Below are 14,784 nucleotides of genomic sequence, written 5' to 3'. Positions count from 1 at the left end.
CCTCCCTACGCCTCATGGTGTTGCCCCGCGTTTGCGCCGTCCAAGGCAGGCAACGTGACCGTGAACACCGCGCCCGCCCCTGGCTCGCTCTCGCACTCGATGCGCCCGCCATGGGCCTCCACGATGGCCTTGCAAATCGCGAGCCCGAGGCCCGCCCCGCCTTTCGCGCGCGATCGCGCCTCGTCCACGCGATAGAATCGCTCAAATACGTGGGGCTGATGCATCTTGGGAATCCCGGCGCCGTTATCGGCCACGGCCAGCTTCACCTCGCCGCCGTCGGCGCGGACGGCGATGGTGATGCGCCCACCTTGTTCCGGCGTGTGTTGCACGGCGTTTTGCATCAGGTTGAACAGCACCTGCTTGAGGGCATCCGGGTCCGCGAAGACGGCCGGATCGCCTGTGAAGTCGTACCTCAACTCGCGCGCCCCGCACAAGCCCCGCCACAGCGGGTCGAGGGAGGTCACGAGCGAGGCCAGTGGGACGCGTTCGCGCTTGCCAAGCGCGAGTGACCCGCCCACCTCTTCGGCGCGCGCGAGCCGCAGAAGCTGTTCCACAATGCCCGTCAGGCGGCGCGCCTCGAGGTGCATCTGCTGCAGCGCCTCCCGCCATTCGCCCTCGGTGAAGTCGCCGCCCTTCTGCAGGACCTCGAGATAGCCGCTGAGCGCCGTGAGCGGTGTGCGCAGTTCATGGGAAGCGTCGGCGACAAACTGGCGCATCCGCTCTCTCGCCTCGCGCTCCGCCTGAAACGCGCGCGCCAGCCGCTGAAGCATGGCCTGAAACGAGGCTGCGAGCGAGCGCACCTCCGCTTGCATGCCGGGGCTGACCTCAAACCGGTCGTCGAGGCTCTGGGCGTCCACCCGCTGCGCGTGCTCCACCACGCGGCGAAGCGGCGCGAGCGCCCGGCGGATGGTGGCCTGGTACACCGCAAGCGCGGCGACTAGCACCGCAGATGCGACCACGCCGTACAGCATCATCTGCCGGGCGACCATTCCCTCGATTTCGCTCGTCGGAACGCTCACCTGCGCGAGCCCCAGCGGGCGATCCGGCGGGCCGATGAGCGCGGTGACGACGAGATCGCGCTCATGTCCGGCCGACGCGAGCTCGTACGCAGACGGCGGCACGCCGAAGTTCAACATGGCCTCGTACGTGTCGCGCGGCAGCGCGGGCAGGCCGTGCGGCGCGTAGATGACGTGGATCTGCCCCGTGGGATCAATGTACGCGAGGCTCCCGTGGGCCGCGAGAAACGGCAGCGGGCCGAGGCGAAACGGCGGGGCGGATGGCGCTTGGCCACCGCCCTCGGATGAGCTCGCGAGCCACAGCCACGTCTGCGCGGGAATGTCCATCAACTCCTGATGGAGCGATCGCGCCGTCTCCGCGAAGAGGAATTGCCGCAAAAACAAGGCCTGCAGCGCGCCGACGAGCGCAAACGCCGCGATCATCACGGCGTACGTGACGAGCGAGAGGTGCAGCGCGAGCGTGGCGGATTGCAGCCGGAGCCACCCGGACCTGACTGCCTGCGCCGCCCGCCTAAGCGCGGCGGCTGCGCGCGCGGCCAGGCGCCGCCCGGGAACAGGGCGAAAGCCCCCCCCTAGCCGCCTTCTCATGGCAAGTCCACCCGGTAGCCTTGGCCGCGCAGCGTGCGAATCAGGGTGCGGTCCCTGTCGCCGAGCTTCTCGCGCAGCGCGCTGATGTACACTTCGACGATGTTGTCCTGGCCGTTGAAGTCATAGCCCCACACGTGGTCGAGAATTTGGGCCTTGCTCAGCACCAGCCCGTGGTTTTGCACCAGGTAGCGCAAAAGCTCATATTCGGTCGAGGAGAGCTTCAGCGGGTTGCCGTGAAACGCGATCTCCTTGCGCGCGTCATCGATGAGGAATGGGCCAATCTCCTGCTGCTGAAGCAGCTGGGGAAACTGACTCCGCACGCGCGCGTGAATTCGCGCCAAGAGCTCCTCGAAGCTGAACGGCTTGACAACGTAGTCGTCGGCGCCGCCCATCAGCCCCTTGACGCGATCGTCAATGGCATCGCGCGCGGTGAGCAAAATGACCGCGACATGGCCCATGCGCTTCAGCATCTTGCAAACCTCAAAACCGTCTGGTCCGGGCATCATCACGTCCAGAATGCAGACGTGCGGCATGGCGTCCCGCGCCTTGGCGATGGCCTCGACGCCGTCAGCGGCCGTCTGGACGGCATACCCTTCGCGCCGGAGACCGAATTCGAGGAACTTGACAATGCTCGGTTCGTCGTCCACGACGAGAATGCGAATCTTGGACGGATCATAGAGCTGCGTCTGCTTGTCCAGTGGCATGGCGCCACACCCACCATTTCGATCCGACAAAATTAAGGCACAACGTGCCCAGGGTCACCAAGGCCTTCGCGGCGACGAGCGGCCAATCCGCCCGCGCGAGCGCCCACATGCCTGCGGCGGAAAGGACCATGGAGAGGCCGCCCACGGCGACGAATCGGGCGAGTTCCGACCAGCGGAACGCCCCGGCGCGAAAGGTCAAACCGCGGTTCCACACGAAACTGTTCGCCATTCCACAGGCATAGGATACCACTTGGGCGGCAGCGGAGGGGACATGAAGCCACGCTGCTAGCGCGAAGAAGGCCAGCGCGTCCACAGCCGTGTTCATCACACCCACGGCGCCAAATACGGCCATTTGTTTGGTCAGACCGCGGCGCCCATGCGCCCGTTCAGGCGGCGTCGTGGTCTTCTTCATCGGGTCACGCGCCTCCATGCGTCACGCCTCCTCTGCCCAAGCCTACCTCTGCCAAGCCTACCTCGGCTCCCTGAACGGCAGCTGAAAACCACCTGAGGCCGCTCTGAATCCTCGCGGAAGCCGGCGATGGGCGGAGATCCAGACAAGCCATCGGCATCGAGCGGACCCACACTTATCCAACGTTGCGCTGGCGTGCGCCATTCGCCGCAGATGGCACATTCGACAAAATGCGCTATTGATCTGAGATCCGGCGCGGACGTATGCTAATGCCAGTTGCTTGTCCAAAGACGGGACACGCTCGCCACAACGAGGGAAGGTGAACGGCTTGAAGTATCAGGTCCTCAAGCTGGTGGAAGCCCTTCTCGACGGGGATGAAGAGCGGGCGTGGGAAGTCGTTCGAACAAACGCCCAAAGTGGCGCCAACAGCGCCTACATTTTCGATGTCCTCTTGCGAAATGCGATGGTGCAGATAGGGCAGCTTTGGGAAATGAACGCCATCTCTGTTGCGGACGAGCACCTCGCATCCGCCATCTGCGAACGGCTGGTTGCCAGATACCGCGACACCTACTTGCAGGAGCCCGAGCGCCCTTCGCGCGGCAAAGTGATGCTTTTCTGCGTGGAAGGCGAGGAGCATGATCTCGGCCTGAAGATGGTTGCGGCCGCATTCGAAGAGTCAGGCTACGAAACGCGGCTGTACGGCAGGAACCTTCCCCTGGAATACGCCCGGCTTGCCGCGCTACGGTGGCACCCGGACATTATTGGCATTTCGGTCACGATTGTCTATCACCTGCCGAAATTGAAATCGTACATTCACGCGTTCGAGTCGCTCGCCTATCGGCCGCAGATTGTCGTCGGAGGGCGACTCGCCAGCATGTACGACCTCCGACCGTACGTAGGGCCAAAGACGTTGATCATTGCGGACATCACGGACCTGCAGGCGTGGTTGAACCAGCCGCGCGCGATGCCAACATCGTCGCACTGGGGAGCTAAAGAAAGATGAGCGAAATGGACCACCTTCCCATTCCCACGCTGACCATCACGGAAGCGTACGCCGTGGTTGAATCTTCCGAGACAGCGCGCGCGGCCTTCTTGGAAGCGGAAAGCCTTCTTGACATGGTCGATATGGGCAGCCGGGACAAGTTGAAGCGATTCGTCCGCCCAGCGATGTCCGGCATGAAAGTGGAGCTGAACTTTCTCACCAAAAACGGCATAGGGCTGTTTGATGTGTACCAACGTTGGCGCAATCGCGAGGAGGGAATGCGCGGCTACATCACGTGCGTCCCGCGTCAGTCGAGCCTCGACGAGGTGGTGGAGTCGGTCTCGCGGCTCGAAAAGCGCTTGGCGCGGCGGCATGCCATGAATGCCCTCATGCGGGATGACGCAAGCGCCAGGCCGACCATCTGGGAGCACATCACGCATTCCATCCACACCCTTGAAGAGCTCATGAGCCTGGTGCACGCGGATCTCATCGAGCGCGGGAGAGGCGTGTATGCCGAACTCGTGTTGAAGGAACTCGACAGCCTGCAGGCGCTCGTCGCCGAAGAGCAGCGGCGCGCCGCCGCGCCGCTCACCCTCGTGCGCCATCACGTGTGAGGGAACTTTCCCGCCAGACGTCAAGTGGCCCGGTTTCCCGGGCCACGCACGCGGCGCCGCAGATGCTGTCCACGCTTCCCGCCATCCGCGCGCCACTCACCACACTTGGAGGGATTCACCATCCATACAGCCTCAGGGCGGCGGGCTCGCCGCCCTGACCGAACGCATCACGCGTGAACGGCCCCCTGATCCGAGTCCTCCGTTCGTTGAGGCGGAGCGCTGTCGCCCGGCTGCGGGCACTTGACCCGCGCGTTCATGTCGATGGGCAACCGCACCGTCACCGTCGTCCCCTCCCCTTCCTTGCTCTCGTAGCGGATGGTCCCGCCGTGTTGTTCCACAATCTTGAAGCTCACCATCAGCCCCAAACCCGTGCCCTTGTCCTTGGTGGTGTAAAACGGCTCGCCCAGTTTGGCCAACTTCTCCTGCGGGATGCCCACCCCTTCGTCGCGGACGCGGATCACGACGTGATCGCCGTCTCGCTCCACCGAAAGCTCGATGGTTCCGCCGTTCGGCATGGCTTCGATGGCGTTCTTCAACAGGTTGATGAACACCTGCTTGAGCTGGTTCTCCACGCACAACAGCTCGATGGGCTCCTCGGGCATGCGCAGCTCGATGTCGACGTGCGTCAGAAGCGCCTGCGTCTCCAACAGCATCACGACGTCCCGCAGGATGTCCGCGAGATTGCGGCGCTGGATCTGCACCGCCTGTGGCTTCGACAAGACCAAAAGCTCGTTCACGATGGTCTCGATGCGATCGAGCTCCCCGCGCATGATCTCCAGGTACGAGTCACTGTGCGATCCGCTCAGAATGAGCTTCGTAAACCCCTTCAGGGCCGTCAGCGGATTGCGGATCTCGTGGGCGATCCCGGCGGCTAGCTCCCCGACGGCCGACAGCATCTCCGACTTGCGCAGCAGCTCCTCGGTGTAGCGGAACTCGGTCACGTCCTCCGCGACTTTCAGGTAGTGAATGATGCGGCCTGCGTCGTCCAGGACGGGGACGATGGAGAGCTGCTCCCAGTAGAGCGTGCCGTCCTTGCGCCGGCTCGGGAGCTCGCCGGACCATCGCTCGCCGGCCTGCAGCTTGCGCCACACCTCGTCGAAGGACGCGGTCTCGTCCTCCCACTCGTTCAACTCGCAAAGGTGCCTGCCGAGCGCCTCCTCTGCCGTCATCCCCGTGCACTCGCAAAACTTCGGATTCACGTACTCGATGCGCCCCTCGGGGTCCGTGATGACGACGATGGACGGGCTCTGTTCCACCGCGTACGACAGCTTGCGCAGCTCCTCGTTCATCTTCTTGATTTTCGTGATGTCGACGAAGGTGAACACCACGCCTTTGATCGCCTGGTCCGGCGTGTGATACGGAAGCACGCGCACCGCGTACCAGGCGCCGCTCTTCGACGCCACCTCGCGCTCCACGGGCTGGCCGCGATCCAGCACGCGCTTCGCGTCGTCGATCATCTCGTCGTACTCGAGCCGGTGTGAGATGTGCGTGATGGGCCGGCCCACGTCGATGTCGAGCAAGTGGAACTCCTTCGTCAGGGCGGGCGTGAACCGCTTCACTTTCAGATCGCGGTCCAAAAACAGCGTGCCGATTTCCGTGCTCGCCAGGAAGTTGTCGAGATCGTTCGTCAGCTCCGTGAGCTGCTGGATATTCATCTGGTACTCGGCGTTAATGGTCAAGAGTTCCTCGTTGACCGAGTGCAGCTCCTCGTTCGTCGACTGAAGCTCCTCGTTCGCCGCGACAATCTCCTCGTTGGTCGCCTGCAGTTCCTCGTTGGACGTCTCGAGCTCCTCGACCGTGACCTGGAGCTTCTCCTGATACATCTGGAGCTCGCGCTCCAGCTCGATCACGCGCTGGCTCACGCTTGTGGCCACGTCGTCCGCCGCATACACCGCCGCGTCGATCGGTTCAGGATCGCGGAACAAAACGAGCGCGTGCGACCGGAACCGGTCGACCTTTTCGGAGAGCGGCCGGATGACCAGCGTGACGGCGGGGGCGTTGGGCGCATCGTTCACTTTGACGCGATCGTAAATGACCTCGCGGCTGCCCTTCTTGAGCTTGCTCACGCCCGTCGCAATGGCCACCGAGATGGAGGGCGGAAACATTTTGTGAATGTTGTTGCTCGGCCGGCCGCTCGAGAGCGACAGGTAGCGGTTGACGTCGCCGTGCAGGGAGACGACGTCGTTCTTCTCGTCGATCACGACGCAGGGCGGAAAGTGTTCCTCAACAAACACCCGGTACAGCTCGTCCACGTGTGGATCGGCGTGCCGCGGGGGCGTCCAGACCTCGGCCTCGGACCGGCGCTCCGCCGCGTGCGAGGCGGGCAGGGTGCTCGCCTTCACCGGGATGGTCACGGGCGGCACGACGGGGCGCCGATTCGGGTGAGCGGCCCCATGGTGTTGGTAGATGTTCCACTTGGTGTTGACCGGAACAAACGAGCTCGCCATGCGGCCGATGCTCTCGCTCGGCCCCAAAAACAGAAAGCCCTTCGGGTGCAGGGCGAAGTGGAAGAGGCTCAGGACCTTCTCCTGCACCTCGCGCTGCAGGTAGATGATCATGTTGCGGCACGAGATCAGATCCGTGTTGATGAACGGCGGATCCTTCGTGATGTTGTGCGGCGCAAAGATGATCATCTTGCGGATTTCGGGCTTCACCCGGTAGCCGCGCTCGGACGGCACGAAGAACCGGTGCAGCCGCTCCGGTGACACCTGGTTTTCAACCTCGGGCCCGTACACCCCGTTCGACGCAAACGTAATGGCGTCGCGATCGAGATCCGTGGCGAAGATCTTGACGTTGTAAATTTGACCTATCGACTCCATGAACTCCTGCAGGAGAATGGCGAGCGAATACGCCTCTTCGCCCGTCGAGCAGCCCGCCACCCAGACTCGAACCTCTCGCTCGGCCTGGCGATTGGCGAAAATCTGCGGCAGGACCTCTTGAAAGATGACCTGAAACGCCTGGGGGTCCCGAAAGAAGCTGGTGACCCCGATGAGCAAGTCCTTGTGCAGCGCCTCCACGGCCTGCGGATTCTGGCGCAGCGCCTCGAGATACTGATGGACGTCCGAGATGTTCTCGATGCCCATGCGCCGGCGCAACCGCCGCATGACGCCGTCGCGCTTGTAGACGGTGTAATCGATGCCCGTCGCGGACTTGAGAATTTCGAGCAGCTCCTCATAGCCCGCGTCGTCCAACAGATCTTCGCCGCCCTCGGGATCCGACGCCGGAGGCACAGGGATTGGCACCCACGTTCTCTCCTCGCCGTGCGCGAGCCGCTCCAGTTCTCTCGCAATACCCTCGGGCGGCAGGACGGCATCGACGGCACCCGTCGCGATGGCGCTCTTCGGCATGCCGTCGAATTTGGCGGTTTCGTCCTGGACGAAGACGCGGCCGCCCTTCTGCTTCACGCGCTGAATGCCGCGCGATCCGTCGCTGCCCGTGCCGGATAAGATGACGCCCACCGCCCTCTCGCCCGCGTACTCCGCGATGGACTCGAGGCAACCGTCGATGGGCAGGTGCAGCTCGCCCTTGACCGTGAGGTAGTCCTGGACCACCAGCCTGCCCTCGGACACGAACACGTTCTTCCGCGGCGGATTGAGATAGACCGTGTTGGGCTCAAGCGGCATCCCGTCCTCGGCCGGCACGACGCGCATCGACGTATGCGCTCCCAACAACTCCGCCATGAAACTGCGGTAGTTGGGGGACAGGTGTTGAATCACGACGAACGCCATGCCCGTATCCGGCGCCAGCTTGTCGAACAGGCTCGTCAACGCTTCGAGCCCTCCCGCCGACGCGCCGATCCCGACGACAAAGAGCGGCCCCTGACCTGATCCCTGACCTGATCCGTGATGCGGGGACACCGCTATCCCTCCTGTCTGACACGAAGCATCTCACATGCTTGATGAAGGCAGGACGTGTACCATGTTCGCTCTGCGGCGCTGAGCGACGAAACGGAAGCCACGGTGTCGAGCATCCGGCGAAAGTTGTCCAAAAGGTGCTCGGTCTCCATGCCGTGCGCCCTGAGGATGCCATCCAGCCACCGCGCGTAGTCCACAAAAAACCGAGCGTCCTGAAGCTCGTAGCACGTGCGCAAGTGGCGCACGTGATGGAGGTTGTCCTCCAGGCACTTCTCGCGCCCGCGCTCGCCGTACCGGTCGTAGAGCTCCGGATGGTCCGCGTACATCGACTCCACCACGGACCGCGCCCATTCCATCTCGGCCGCGTCCATCACGTCGCCACCACCTCGTACTTGCGCACCACGGGCCGAGGATGCGGAAACCCATGTGCCGCAAGTTCGCGCTCGCGTTCGTGCACGCGCCGAAAGTCCTCGCTCCTCGCCCACGCGAGATAGTGCGTTTTCGACTGCCACACCAACTGTATCGTCAGCTCGTTGGGGCGATGTTCGTTCTGCAAGAGCGCAAAGGAGATAAAGCCCGGCCACCGGTCGACCAGGCGGGATCGCTCTTGGTACAGCGCCACGACATCGTCCAACCAGTCGCTTGAAACCTCAATCGTGGAATGGACCACATACATCTGACAAACCGCCCTTTGTGTTGATGACCTTCCTGTTTTGATTATGAGCTACACGCTGTGTCTTGTCACCGTGCCAAAGCGCGCGGATCGCGTGGGAATTTGTAAATCGCTAAAGAATTCTCCCCTGCGGAACGGGAATCCTGGTTGAAATGGATTCCGAACGAACTCTGACACGTGCCAAGAGATGCGCGCGCCGAGCGGGGACCAAGCGTGCGCGTACGAGCCGGGAGTGCTACAATACGCGCAGAATTGAGAGGTGAGAATCGTGTTGGCCATCGTGTTTTCGTACATCAACGAGGCCTGCATCTTGCTCAGCGTGGCCTGCTTCATCGTCGGGTGGATCCAGATTCGGCGGCACCGCGTGCGCGTCCACCGGCGCTGGATGCTCCGCGGCGTGACGTTCGCAGCCCTGTTCTTTATCATCTACGCCTTGAAGACCGTGCTCCTCGGGGACAACGAGTTTGGCGGCCCGAAGTCCGTGCGGCCGTTCTACTACGGCTTCCTCCAAGTTCACTCGGTGCTCGCCACCGTGGCGGCCATTCTCGGCATCATCACGCTCGTGTACGCATCCAGGGCCAGGTTCTCGCGCCACCGCAAGATTGCGCCCTGGACGCTCGTCACCTGGTTTGTAACCGCAGCCACGGGGCTCGTGGTGTTCATCCTCCTCTATATCGTCTACACGCCGGGCCAGGCGGCGGGGCTTCTCTACTCCTATCTAGGCCGTTAAGCCGAGGGCGAGGTGCGGCGCGCCGGAAAGCCTCGCTCGCCCGCCCGGGCATCGCCCTGCCCTACGCCCGCACACTGGCCGCCTCCCGCGACGCGTCGGTCGCCTGTACCCTCCCTCTGCATCGTTTCCGCATACCCATCCTTCTCTTTGATCGCATCTCATTCTGCGCTATCGTGAAGGAGAAATCCAGTGTGGAAAGAAGGTGAACGCGTTGGACACACGCGTGGCCATTGTGACAGGCGGAGGCCAGGGCATCGGCCGTGCCATCGCGCAGGCATTCTGGGAGGACGGGTGGCAAGTCGTGATCGCCGAAGTGGACGAGGAAGCGGGCCGAGAGGCGGAGTCGGAGATGCGCGCGCAGGACGGCCGCCATCAGGCTCGCTTCATCCAGACGGACGTCGCGGAGGAGCCGTCCGTGCAGTCCCTCGTGCGCGAGGTGGAACAGGCGTTTTCGCGGATCGATCTCGTCGTGAACAACGCGGGCCTCGGCTTCCCGGGCGTGCCCGTAGAAGAACTGCCGGCCGCCGTCTGGGATCGCATCCTCGCCGTGAACCTGCGCGGTCCGTTTCTCATGGCGAAGTACGCGGCGCCACTTCTGCGCCAGTCGCGCGGCAGCATCCTCAACATCGCCTCGACGCGCGCCTTCATGTCGGAACCCAACACGGAGCCGTACTCGGCGTCCAAGGGCGGCATCGTGGCGCTCACCCACGCGCTCGCCGTGAGCCTCGGGCCCGAGGTGCGCGTGAACGCCATCTCGCCCGGGTGGATTGAGGTGTCCGAGTGGAAGAAGGCCGCCCTGCGCACGGAACCCGAACTGCGCCCCATCGATCACGCCCAGCATCCGGCCGGGCGCGTGGGACGTCCGCAGGACATCGCCGAAATGTGCCGGTTCCTCGCGTCCGATCGCGCCTCGTTCATCACGGGGCAGAACTTCGTAGTCGACGGCGGCATGACCATCAAGATGATCTATGCGGAATGACGAAGGGACGAGCCCCATGTTCTCCTATGCCATCCAGACCCATATCGTATTCGGCGATGGCGTCGTCGAGCGCCTCGCCGATCATCTCGTCGAACAGGGATTCGGGCGCAGGTTGCTCGTGGTCACGGACCCTGGGCTCGTGCGCGCCGGCGTGGCGGATCGCGTCCTCGATCTTCTTTCGGGCGCCGGATTCGTGCCGCGCGTGTTTGCCGGCGTCAAGCCCAACCCCGACGAATCCGTCTGCGCCGCGGGGCGGGACGCCTTTCTCGAGCACCGCGCGGACGGCGTCGTGGCCGTGGGCGGCGGCAGCAGTCTGGACGCGGGCAAGGCCATCGCGCTCCTCGCCCGCCAAGGCGGTGCACCGAGCGATTATGCGCGCAACCGGCGACCGTACGGGCCGCCAGCGCCCGTGTGCGCGGTGCCGACGACGGCCGGCACCGGATCGGAAGTGACGCGATCGGCCGTCATCACGGAGCAGCGCACGCACCAAAAGCTCACGCTCAAGCACGCGTTCCTACGCCCTGCCCTCGCCGTGTGCGATCCGGCCCTGACCGCGAGCCTGCCGGCGGACGTGACGGCCCACACGGGCGTGGACGCGCTCGTGCACGCCATCGAGGGCGCGACCTGCACGCTCGCGCATCCCATCGCACGGGCCTACGCGCGAGAAGCGCTCGGCCTCCTTTTCCGCGCGCTGCCTGCGGCCGTGAGATCGGGCGATCCGGCCTCGCGCCATGACATGCTGCTCGGCAGCCTGCTTGCGGGGCTCGCGTTCGGATCGACCGATGTGGCCTCGGTGCACTGCCTCGCGGAGGCACTCGGGAGCCTGTACGAGACGCCGCACGGCCTCGCCAACGCGGTGATGCTCCTGCCCGTGTTGCGCTACAACCTGCCGTACGCGCGGGAGGGCTACGCGTGGGCCGCGCGCGCCATGGGCCTTGCAGGGGACCCGGACGACGACGCACGCGCCGCGGAGGCGCTCGTCGAAGGCGTTGGCGCGTGGCTCCAGGACATCGGCATTCCCAAGCTCAGGGAGCTCCCGGGCGTCCGGCCGTCGGATTTCGACGAGCTGGCGAGGCTCGCGCAGGACAACAGCTCGACGCCAAGCAACCCGCGCCCGATGACCGAGGCCGACTACCGCGCGGTGCTCGAGATGGCGTATGCGGAATGACGTAGGAGAGGAGGAAGACGATGCGACAAGCGGTCCTTGGACGCAGCGGCATTGCCGTGAGCGAAGTGGGGTTGGGGTGCATGACCCTGCCCACCGATCGCCTCGCGGCCGTGCGCATCCTTCGCGAAGCCGTCGATCTCGGCATCCGCTTTTTCGACACGGCGGATCTGTACGGACAGGGGTTGAACGAGGAAATCGTCGGAGAGGCGCTCGCACCCGTGCGGTCGCAGGTCGTGATCGCCACGAAGGTGGGCAACCGGTTCGAGCCCGGCAAGCCCGGCTGGACCTGGGACCCGTCGCCCGCATACATCGAGCGGGCCATTGAGGACAGCCTGCGCCGCCTGCGCACGGACTACATCGACCTGTACCAGTTGCACGGCGGCACCATGGACGATCCCTTCGACGACATTGTCGAGCTGATGGAGCGCTTCGTGGAAAAGGGCGTCATTCGCGCCTGGGGCATCTCGTCGATCCGGCCGAACGTCATTCAGCGCTACCTGATGGGCTCGAACCTCGCCACCATCATGATGCAGTACAGCCTCTTGGACCGGCGGCCGGAGGAGTGGTTTGCGGCCATCGAGGCGAAGGGCGTCCGCGTCATCGCGCGGGGGCCGGTGGCGAGCGGCTGGCTGACGGGCAAAAAGGTGCCGCAACCGGGCGACACGTATCTGGGATACGGCGCGGACGATCTCGCCCGAGCGCCGCAGGTGCTGCGCGAGGTGGCGCCGGATCGGACGCCGGCCCAGGCGGCCATTCAGTTTTCCACGGCGCCCGGCGCCGTATGCTGCGCCATCCCCGGCGCATCGCGCGCCGAGCAGCTGCGCGAAAACGCCGAGGCAGGCACCCTGCCCCCGCTCACGGAGACAGAGCTCGAGCGCCTGCGCGCCGCGTACCCGGCAAAGGTCTACACGGAACACCGCCCCACCTGATGCCGACGCCATCAGGTGGGTGCATTCACCTGCACGCTGCCGTTGTCCGTGATTTCGATGTCGGCGGCCAAGGTCGGCGACGCCAGCGTCTTGACCAGCGTCGATGCGCCCGTGGACGCGTCGTAGCGATAGACGGCCGTGACCAAGCCTTGGCCGTTGATGCCGCCGTAATACAGCGTGTTGCCCACCACCGCGACAAGCGCCGCGTCGCGCTTGATCAGGCGAATGGTCCCCTGGTCGTTCAGCGACAGCACGTTGAAACTGCCGTCCGCGTAGTCCTCGAAGTACAGCTTGCTGCCCGTCTGCGTGATGGCGATGTTCTTGATGTACCTGCCGCCCACCGGCACGAGCGAGACGTTGCTCATCGTGCCAATGTGGTAGAGCGAACTCGACGCGCCGCTGTTGATCAGGATGTAGATGTCGTTGGTGTAGGTGCTGAACGTGATCTTGGTGAACGATGCATCCGCCGGCAGCCCTTCAAACCGCGTGACAATGGTCTGCACGCCACTCGGCACATCGACCGTCTTCAACTCGAGATCGCCAGGCTGAACCTGTTCTCCGACGAACAGCCGCTCGTCCTCGATCCACGCCACATACTGCACCGTGTACGGGTTATTCGCCGCACAGACCTCTTGATGCGTGGCGAGATCGACAACGTGCAACACGTTTTTCGAGTCCAGATACGCGGCGTACTGGCCGTCCGAGGAGACGGTCACAAACTTGTACTGCCGCTTGAGATCGGAAATCTCCTTTTGCTCGGCCTGCTGCTGAGCCGGCGAGACCGTGATGTTGTCCACCGCGTTGGCGCTCGTGCCAAGCAGGCGATTGTAGTGGTAAAAGAGCGGCAATTGCAGGGCCGTCACCACGGCGGCGATCCCGACGAGCTTCGTCCACACGCGGTTAGCCACGTTTGCCACCACCCTCCGGCATCACCACGATGGACGTGGCCACCGCGCGCGCGCCGAGAATGTCGACGGGCCGGTTCCACATACGGCCCTTGTAGACGAACGTGGCGGACGATCCGCCGTCCAGGTTGGCGGCAATATCCGCGTGAAACTGCAGCATGATCCGCGCCACATCCGCAAAACTTGCGCCGACGTCATTCGGCCCCGTCGCGTACCGGCCGTCCGTGACGAGCAGGATGACCGTGCCGTCCTTCGTCTGGCCGATAGCCGTCCGCGGATTCACCGCGTAGTTTTCTGCGGAGACCGTCGGCTTGCCGTTTTCCACCAAAACCGGGCCAAAGCCCACGCACTGCCACACGTCGAGCGAGCGGAGCTGATTGAGCGAGTACGTCCCCGCAATCATCTGGCCCTCTTTGGTGAAGGCAATGACGGGCTGCGGCTGGCTCGGCGATCCCGTCATGGACACGAGCCTGCCGTCCGTGATGGTGATGCCCTGCGGGTACGCTCCCGTGCCCTGCCAGTTGGTATCCACGAAGCCGCCCGCGTTGATACCCGCGATGGCGCCTGCGTCCTGCACCATCTGCATGACCGTCTCGCCGCGGACGTGCAGATACTTCGTCGCCACCACGCGAATTCGCTTCGGGTCCTTTACCAAGAGGACGTAGGCGTTAAACGTCGGCTCGCGCAGCGTGATCATCTGGACCGTCGGATCGTTGATATGGCTGAAGTCGCGCCGCTGGATATCCTGAATGGGGATGGTGGGCCCGCTCAGGTTGTCCGGCAAGGCATACTTCTTGATGGTCGCCTCGGACACCAGGTACAGCGACATCGGCCGCAGAAGATACGCGTGCCGAGTCTGGTCCACGCTCTCGATGATGTACTTCTTTAAGTTCGTGAACGGCCCCTCAAAGATCCAGAGGACCGTGGACACGTAACCAAACACCAAAGTAAACGCCACGTACAGGAGCGCCCGCAGTCCACGCCTCGGCTTGCGCGCATCGGCTTTGGCGTTCCGCGAGTTCTCCCGGCGTGTGCGCGTCGGTCTACGCTCGTCCATTCTGCGATTTCACCCATTTCGGCCTGGACCGGCCCTTGATTGGAAGCCGTCGTGCTCCGCGCCGAGCGCGCGGTCAACACCATTCTAATGCGAAAGCGCATCCGCACCAACTGATAGACGCGCGAGAAACCGGCCGCGTTCGCCGCCACGTGACAAGCCGGCGCAATGGGCGTACA

Annotated in this window: 14 protein-coding genes; 6 read left to right on the top strand and 8 right to left on the bottom strand. The window is 64.2% G+C overall.

Annotation, left to right across the window (positions count from 1 at the left end; translation table 11 throughout):
• Positions 1–5: 5 nt before the first annotated feature.
• From BW934_RS11830 to BW934_RS11820, 3 genes are read right to left on the bottom strand one after another with little or no spacing between them, the layout of a single operon-like run.
• Positions 6–1,604, bottom strand: a complete 1,599-nt coding sequence (locus BW934_RS11830) for a sensor histidine kinase (protein ID WP_084182593.1) — start codon at positions 1,602–1,604, stop codon at positions 6–8.
• Positions 1,601–2,308, bottom strand: a complete 708-nt coding sequence (locus BW934_RS11825) for a response regulator transcription factor (protein ID WP_076348347.1) — start codon at positions 2,306–2,308, stop codon at positions 1,601–1,603. Before BW934_RS11825 ends, BW934_RS11830 begins: the two co-directional genes overlap by 4 nt.
• On the bottom strand, positions 2,277–2,738 hold the full coding sequence (locus tag BW934_RS11820) for a GtrA family protein (protein ID WP_084182592.1): 462 nt from the start codon (positions 2,736–2,738) through the stop codon (positions 2,277–2,279). The genes BW934_RS11825 and BW934_RS11820 overlap by 32 nt, the downstream gene beginning before the upstream one ends.
• 307 nt (positions 2,739–3,045) lie before the next feature.
• Here BW934_RS11820 and BW934_RS11815 point away from each other — a divergent pair, with 307 nt between their 5' ends.
• A complete protein-coding gene (locus BW934_RS11815; protein ID WP_076348345.1) occupies positions 3,046–3,720 on the top strand; it encodes a cobalamin B12-binding domain-containing protein in 675 nt (224 codons plus the stop codon).
• Positions 3,717–4,313 (top strand): hypothetical protein, encoded by a 597-nt coding sequence (locus BW934_RS11810; protein WP_076348343.1) that lies wholly within the window; start codon positions 3,717–3,719, stop codon positions 4,311–4,313. Before BW934_RS11815 ends, BW934_RS11810 begins: the two co-directional genes overlap by 4 nt.
• A gap of 167 nt (positions 4,314–4,480) precedes the next feature.
• Here the strand turns inward: BW934_RS11810 and BW934_RS11805 are convergent, their stop codons facing one another.
• From BW934_RS11805 to BW934_RS11795, 3 genes are read right to left on the bottom strand one after another with little or no spacing between them, the layout of a single operon-like run.
• Positions 4,481–8,170: a chemotaxis protein CheB gene (locus BW934_RS11805; RefSeq protein ID WP_076348341.1), complete on the bottom strand. Its 3,690-nt coding sequence runs from the start codon at positions 8,168–8,170 to the stop codon at positions 4,481–4,483.
• Between the two features lie 2 nt (positions 8,171–8,172).
• Complete coding sequence (locus tag BW934_RS11800; protein ID WP_076348339.1) at positions 8,173–8,541, bottom strand: globin family protein; 369 nt, start codon at positions 8,539–8,541, stop codon at positions 8,173–8,175.
• Entirely contained in the window at positions 8,538–8,843 is a 306-nt protein-coding gene (locus BW934_RS11795; protein WP_076348337.1) for an antibiotic biosynthesis monooxygenase family protein, read from the bottom strand. The genes BW934_RS11800 and BW934_RS11795 overlap by 4 nt, the downstream gene beginning before the upstream one ends.
• 265 nt (positions 8,844–9,108) lie before the next feature.
• Here BW934_RS11795 and BW934_RS11790 point away from each other — a divergent pair, with 265 nt between their 5' ends.
• The 4 genes from BW934_RS11790 to BW934_RS11775 all read left to right on the top strand — a co-directional run bounded on the left by BW934_RS11790 (position 9,109) and on the right by BW934_RS11775 (position 12,646).
• Positions 9,109–9,570, top strand: coding sequence for a DUF420 domain-containing protein (locus tag BW934_RS11790; RefSeq protein WP_076348335.1), 462 nt, complete (start codon positions 9,109–9,111; stop codon positions 9,568–9,570).
• A gap of 211 nt (positions 9,571–9,781) precedes the next feature.
• On the top strand, positions 9,782–10,549 hold the full coding sequence (locus BW934_RS11785) for a glucose 1-dehydrogenase (RefSeq protein WP_084182597.1): 768 nt from the start codon (positions 9,782–9,784) through the stop codon (positions 10,547–10,549).
• Positions 10,539–11,717, top strand: coding sequence for an iron-containing alcohol dehydrogenase family protein (locus tag BW934_RS11780; protein WP_234969759.1), 1,179 nt, complete (start codon positions 10,539–10,541; stop codon positions 11,715–11,717). Before BW934_RS11785 ends, BW934_RS11780 begins: the two co-directional genes overlap by 11 nt.
• Positions 11,718–11,737: 20 nt before the next feature.
• A complete protein-coding gene (locus BW934_RS11775) occupies positions 11,738–12,646 on the top strand; it encodes an aldo/keto reductase (RefSeq protein WP_076348329.1) in 909 nt (302 codons plus the stop codon).
• Between the two features lie 11 nt (positions 12,647–12,657).
• On the opposite strand, the gene BW934_RS11770 is transcribed toward BW934_RS11775, so the two are convergent.
• Both BW934_RS11770 and BW934_RS11765 read right to left on the bottom strand, forming a co-directional pair.
• Complete coding sequence (locus BW934_RS11770) at positions 12,658–13,554, bottom strand: hypothetical protein (RefSeq protein ID WP_076348397.1); 897 nt, start codon at positions 13,552–13,554, stop codon at positions 12,658–12,660.
• The gene (locus BW934_RS11765; RefSeq protein WP_076348327.1) at positions 13,547–14,608 is read right to left on the bottom strand and encodes a phosphodiester glycosidase family protein; all 1,062 of its coding nucleotides are present in this window, start codon (positions 14,606–14,608) and stop codon (positions 13,547–13,549) included. Before BW934_RS11765 ends, BW934_RS11770 begins: the two co-directional genes overlap by 8 nt.
• Positions 14,609–14,784 lie beyond the last annotated feature (176 nt).

The organism is Alicyclobacillus vulcanalis, from assembly GCF_900156755.1.
Classification (GTDB): Bacteria; Bacillota; Bacilli; order Alicyclobacillales; family Alicyclobacillaceae; genus Alicyclobacillus; species Alicyclobacillus vulcanalis.
Note: the sequence above shows the minus strand (reverse complement) of the source record. Positions and strands in the feature narration are given on the sequence as shown.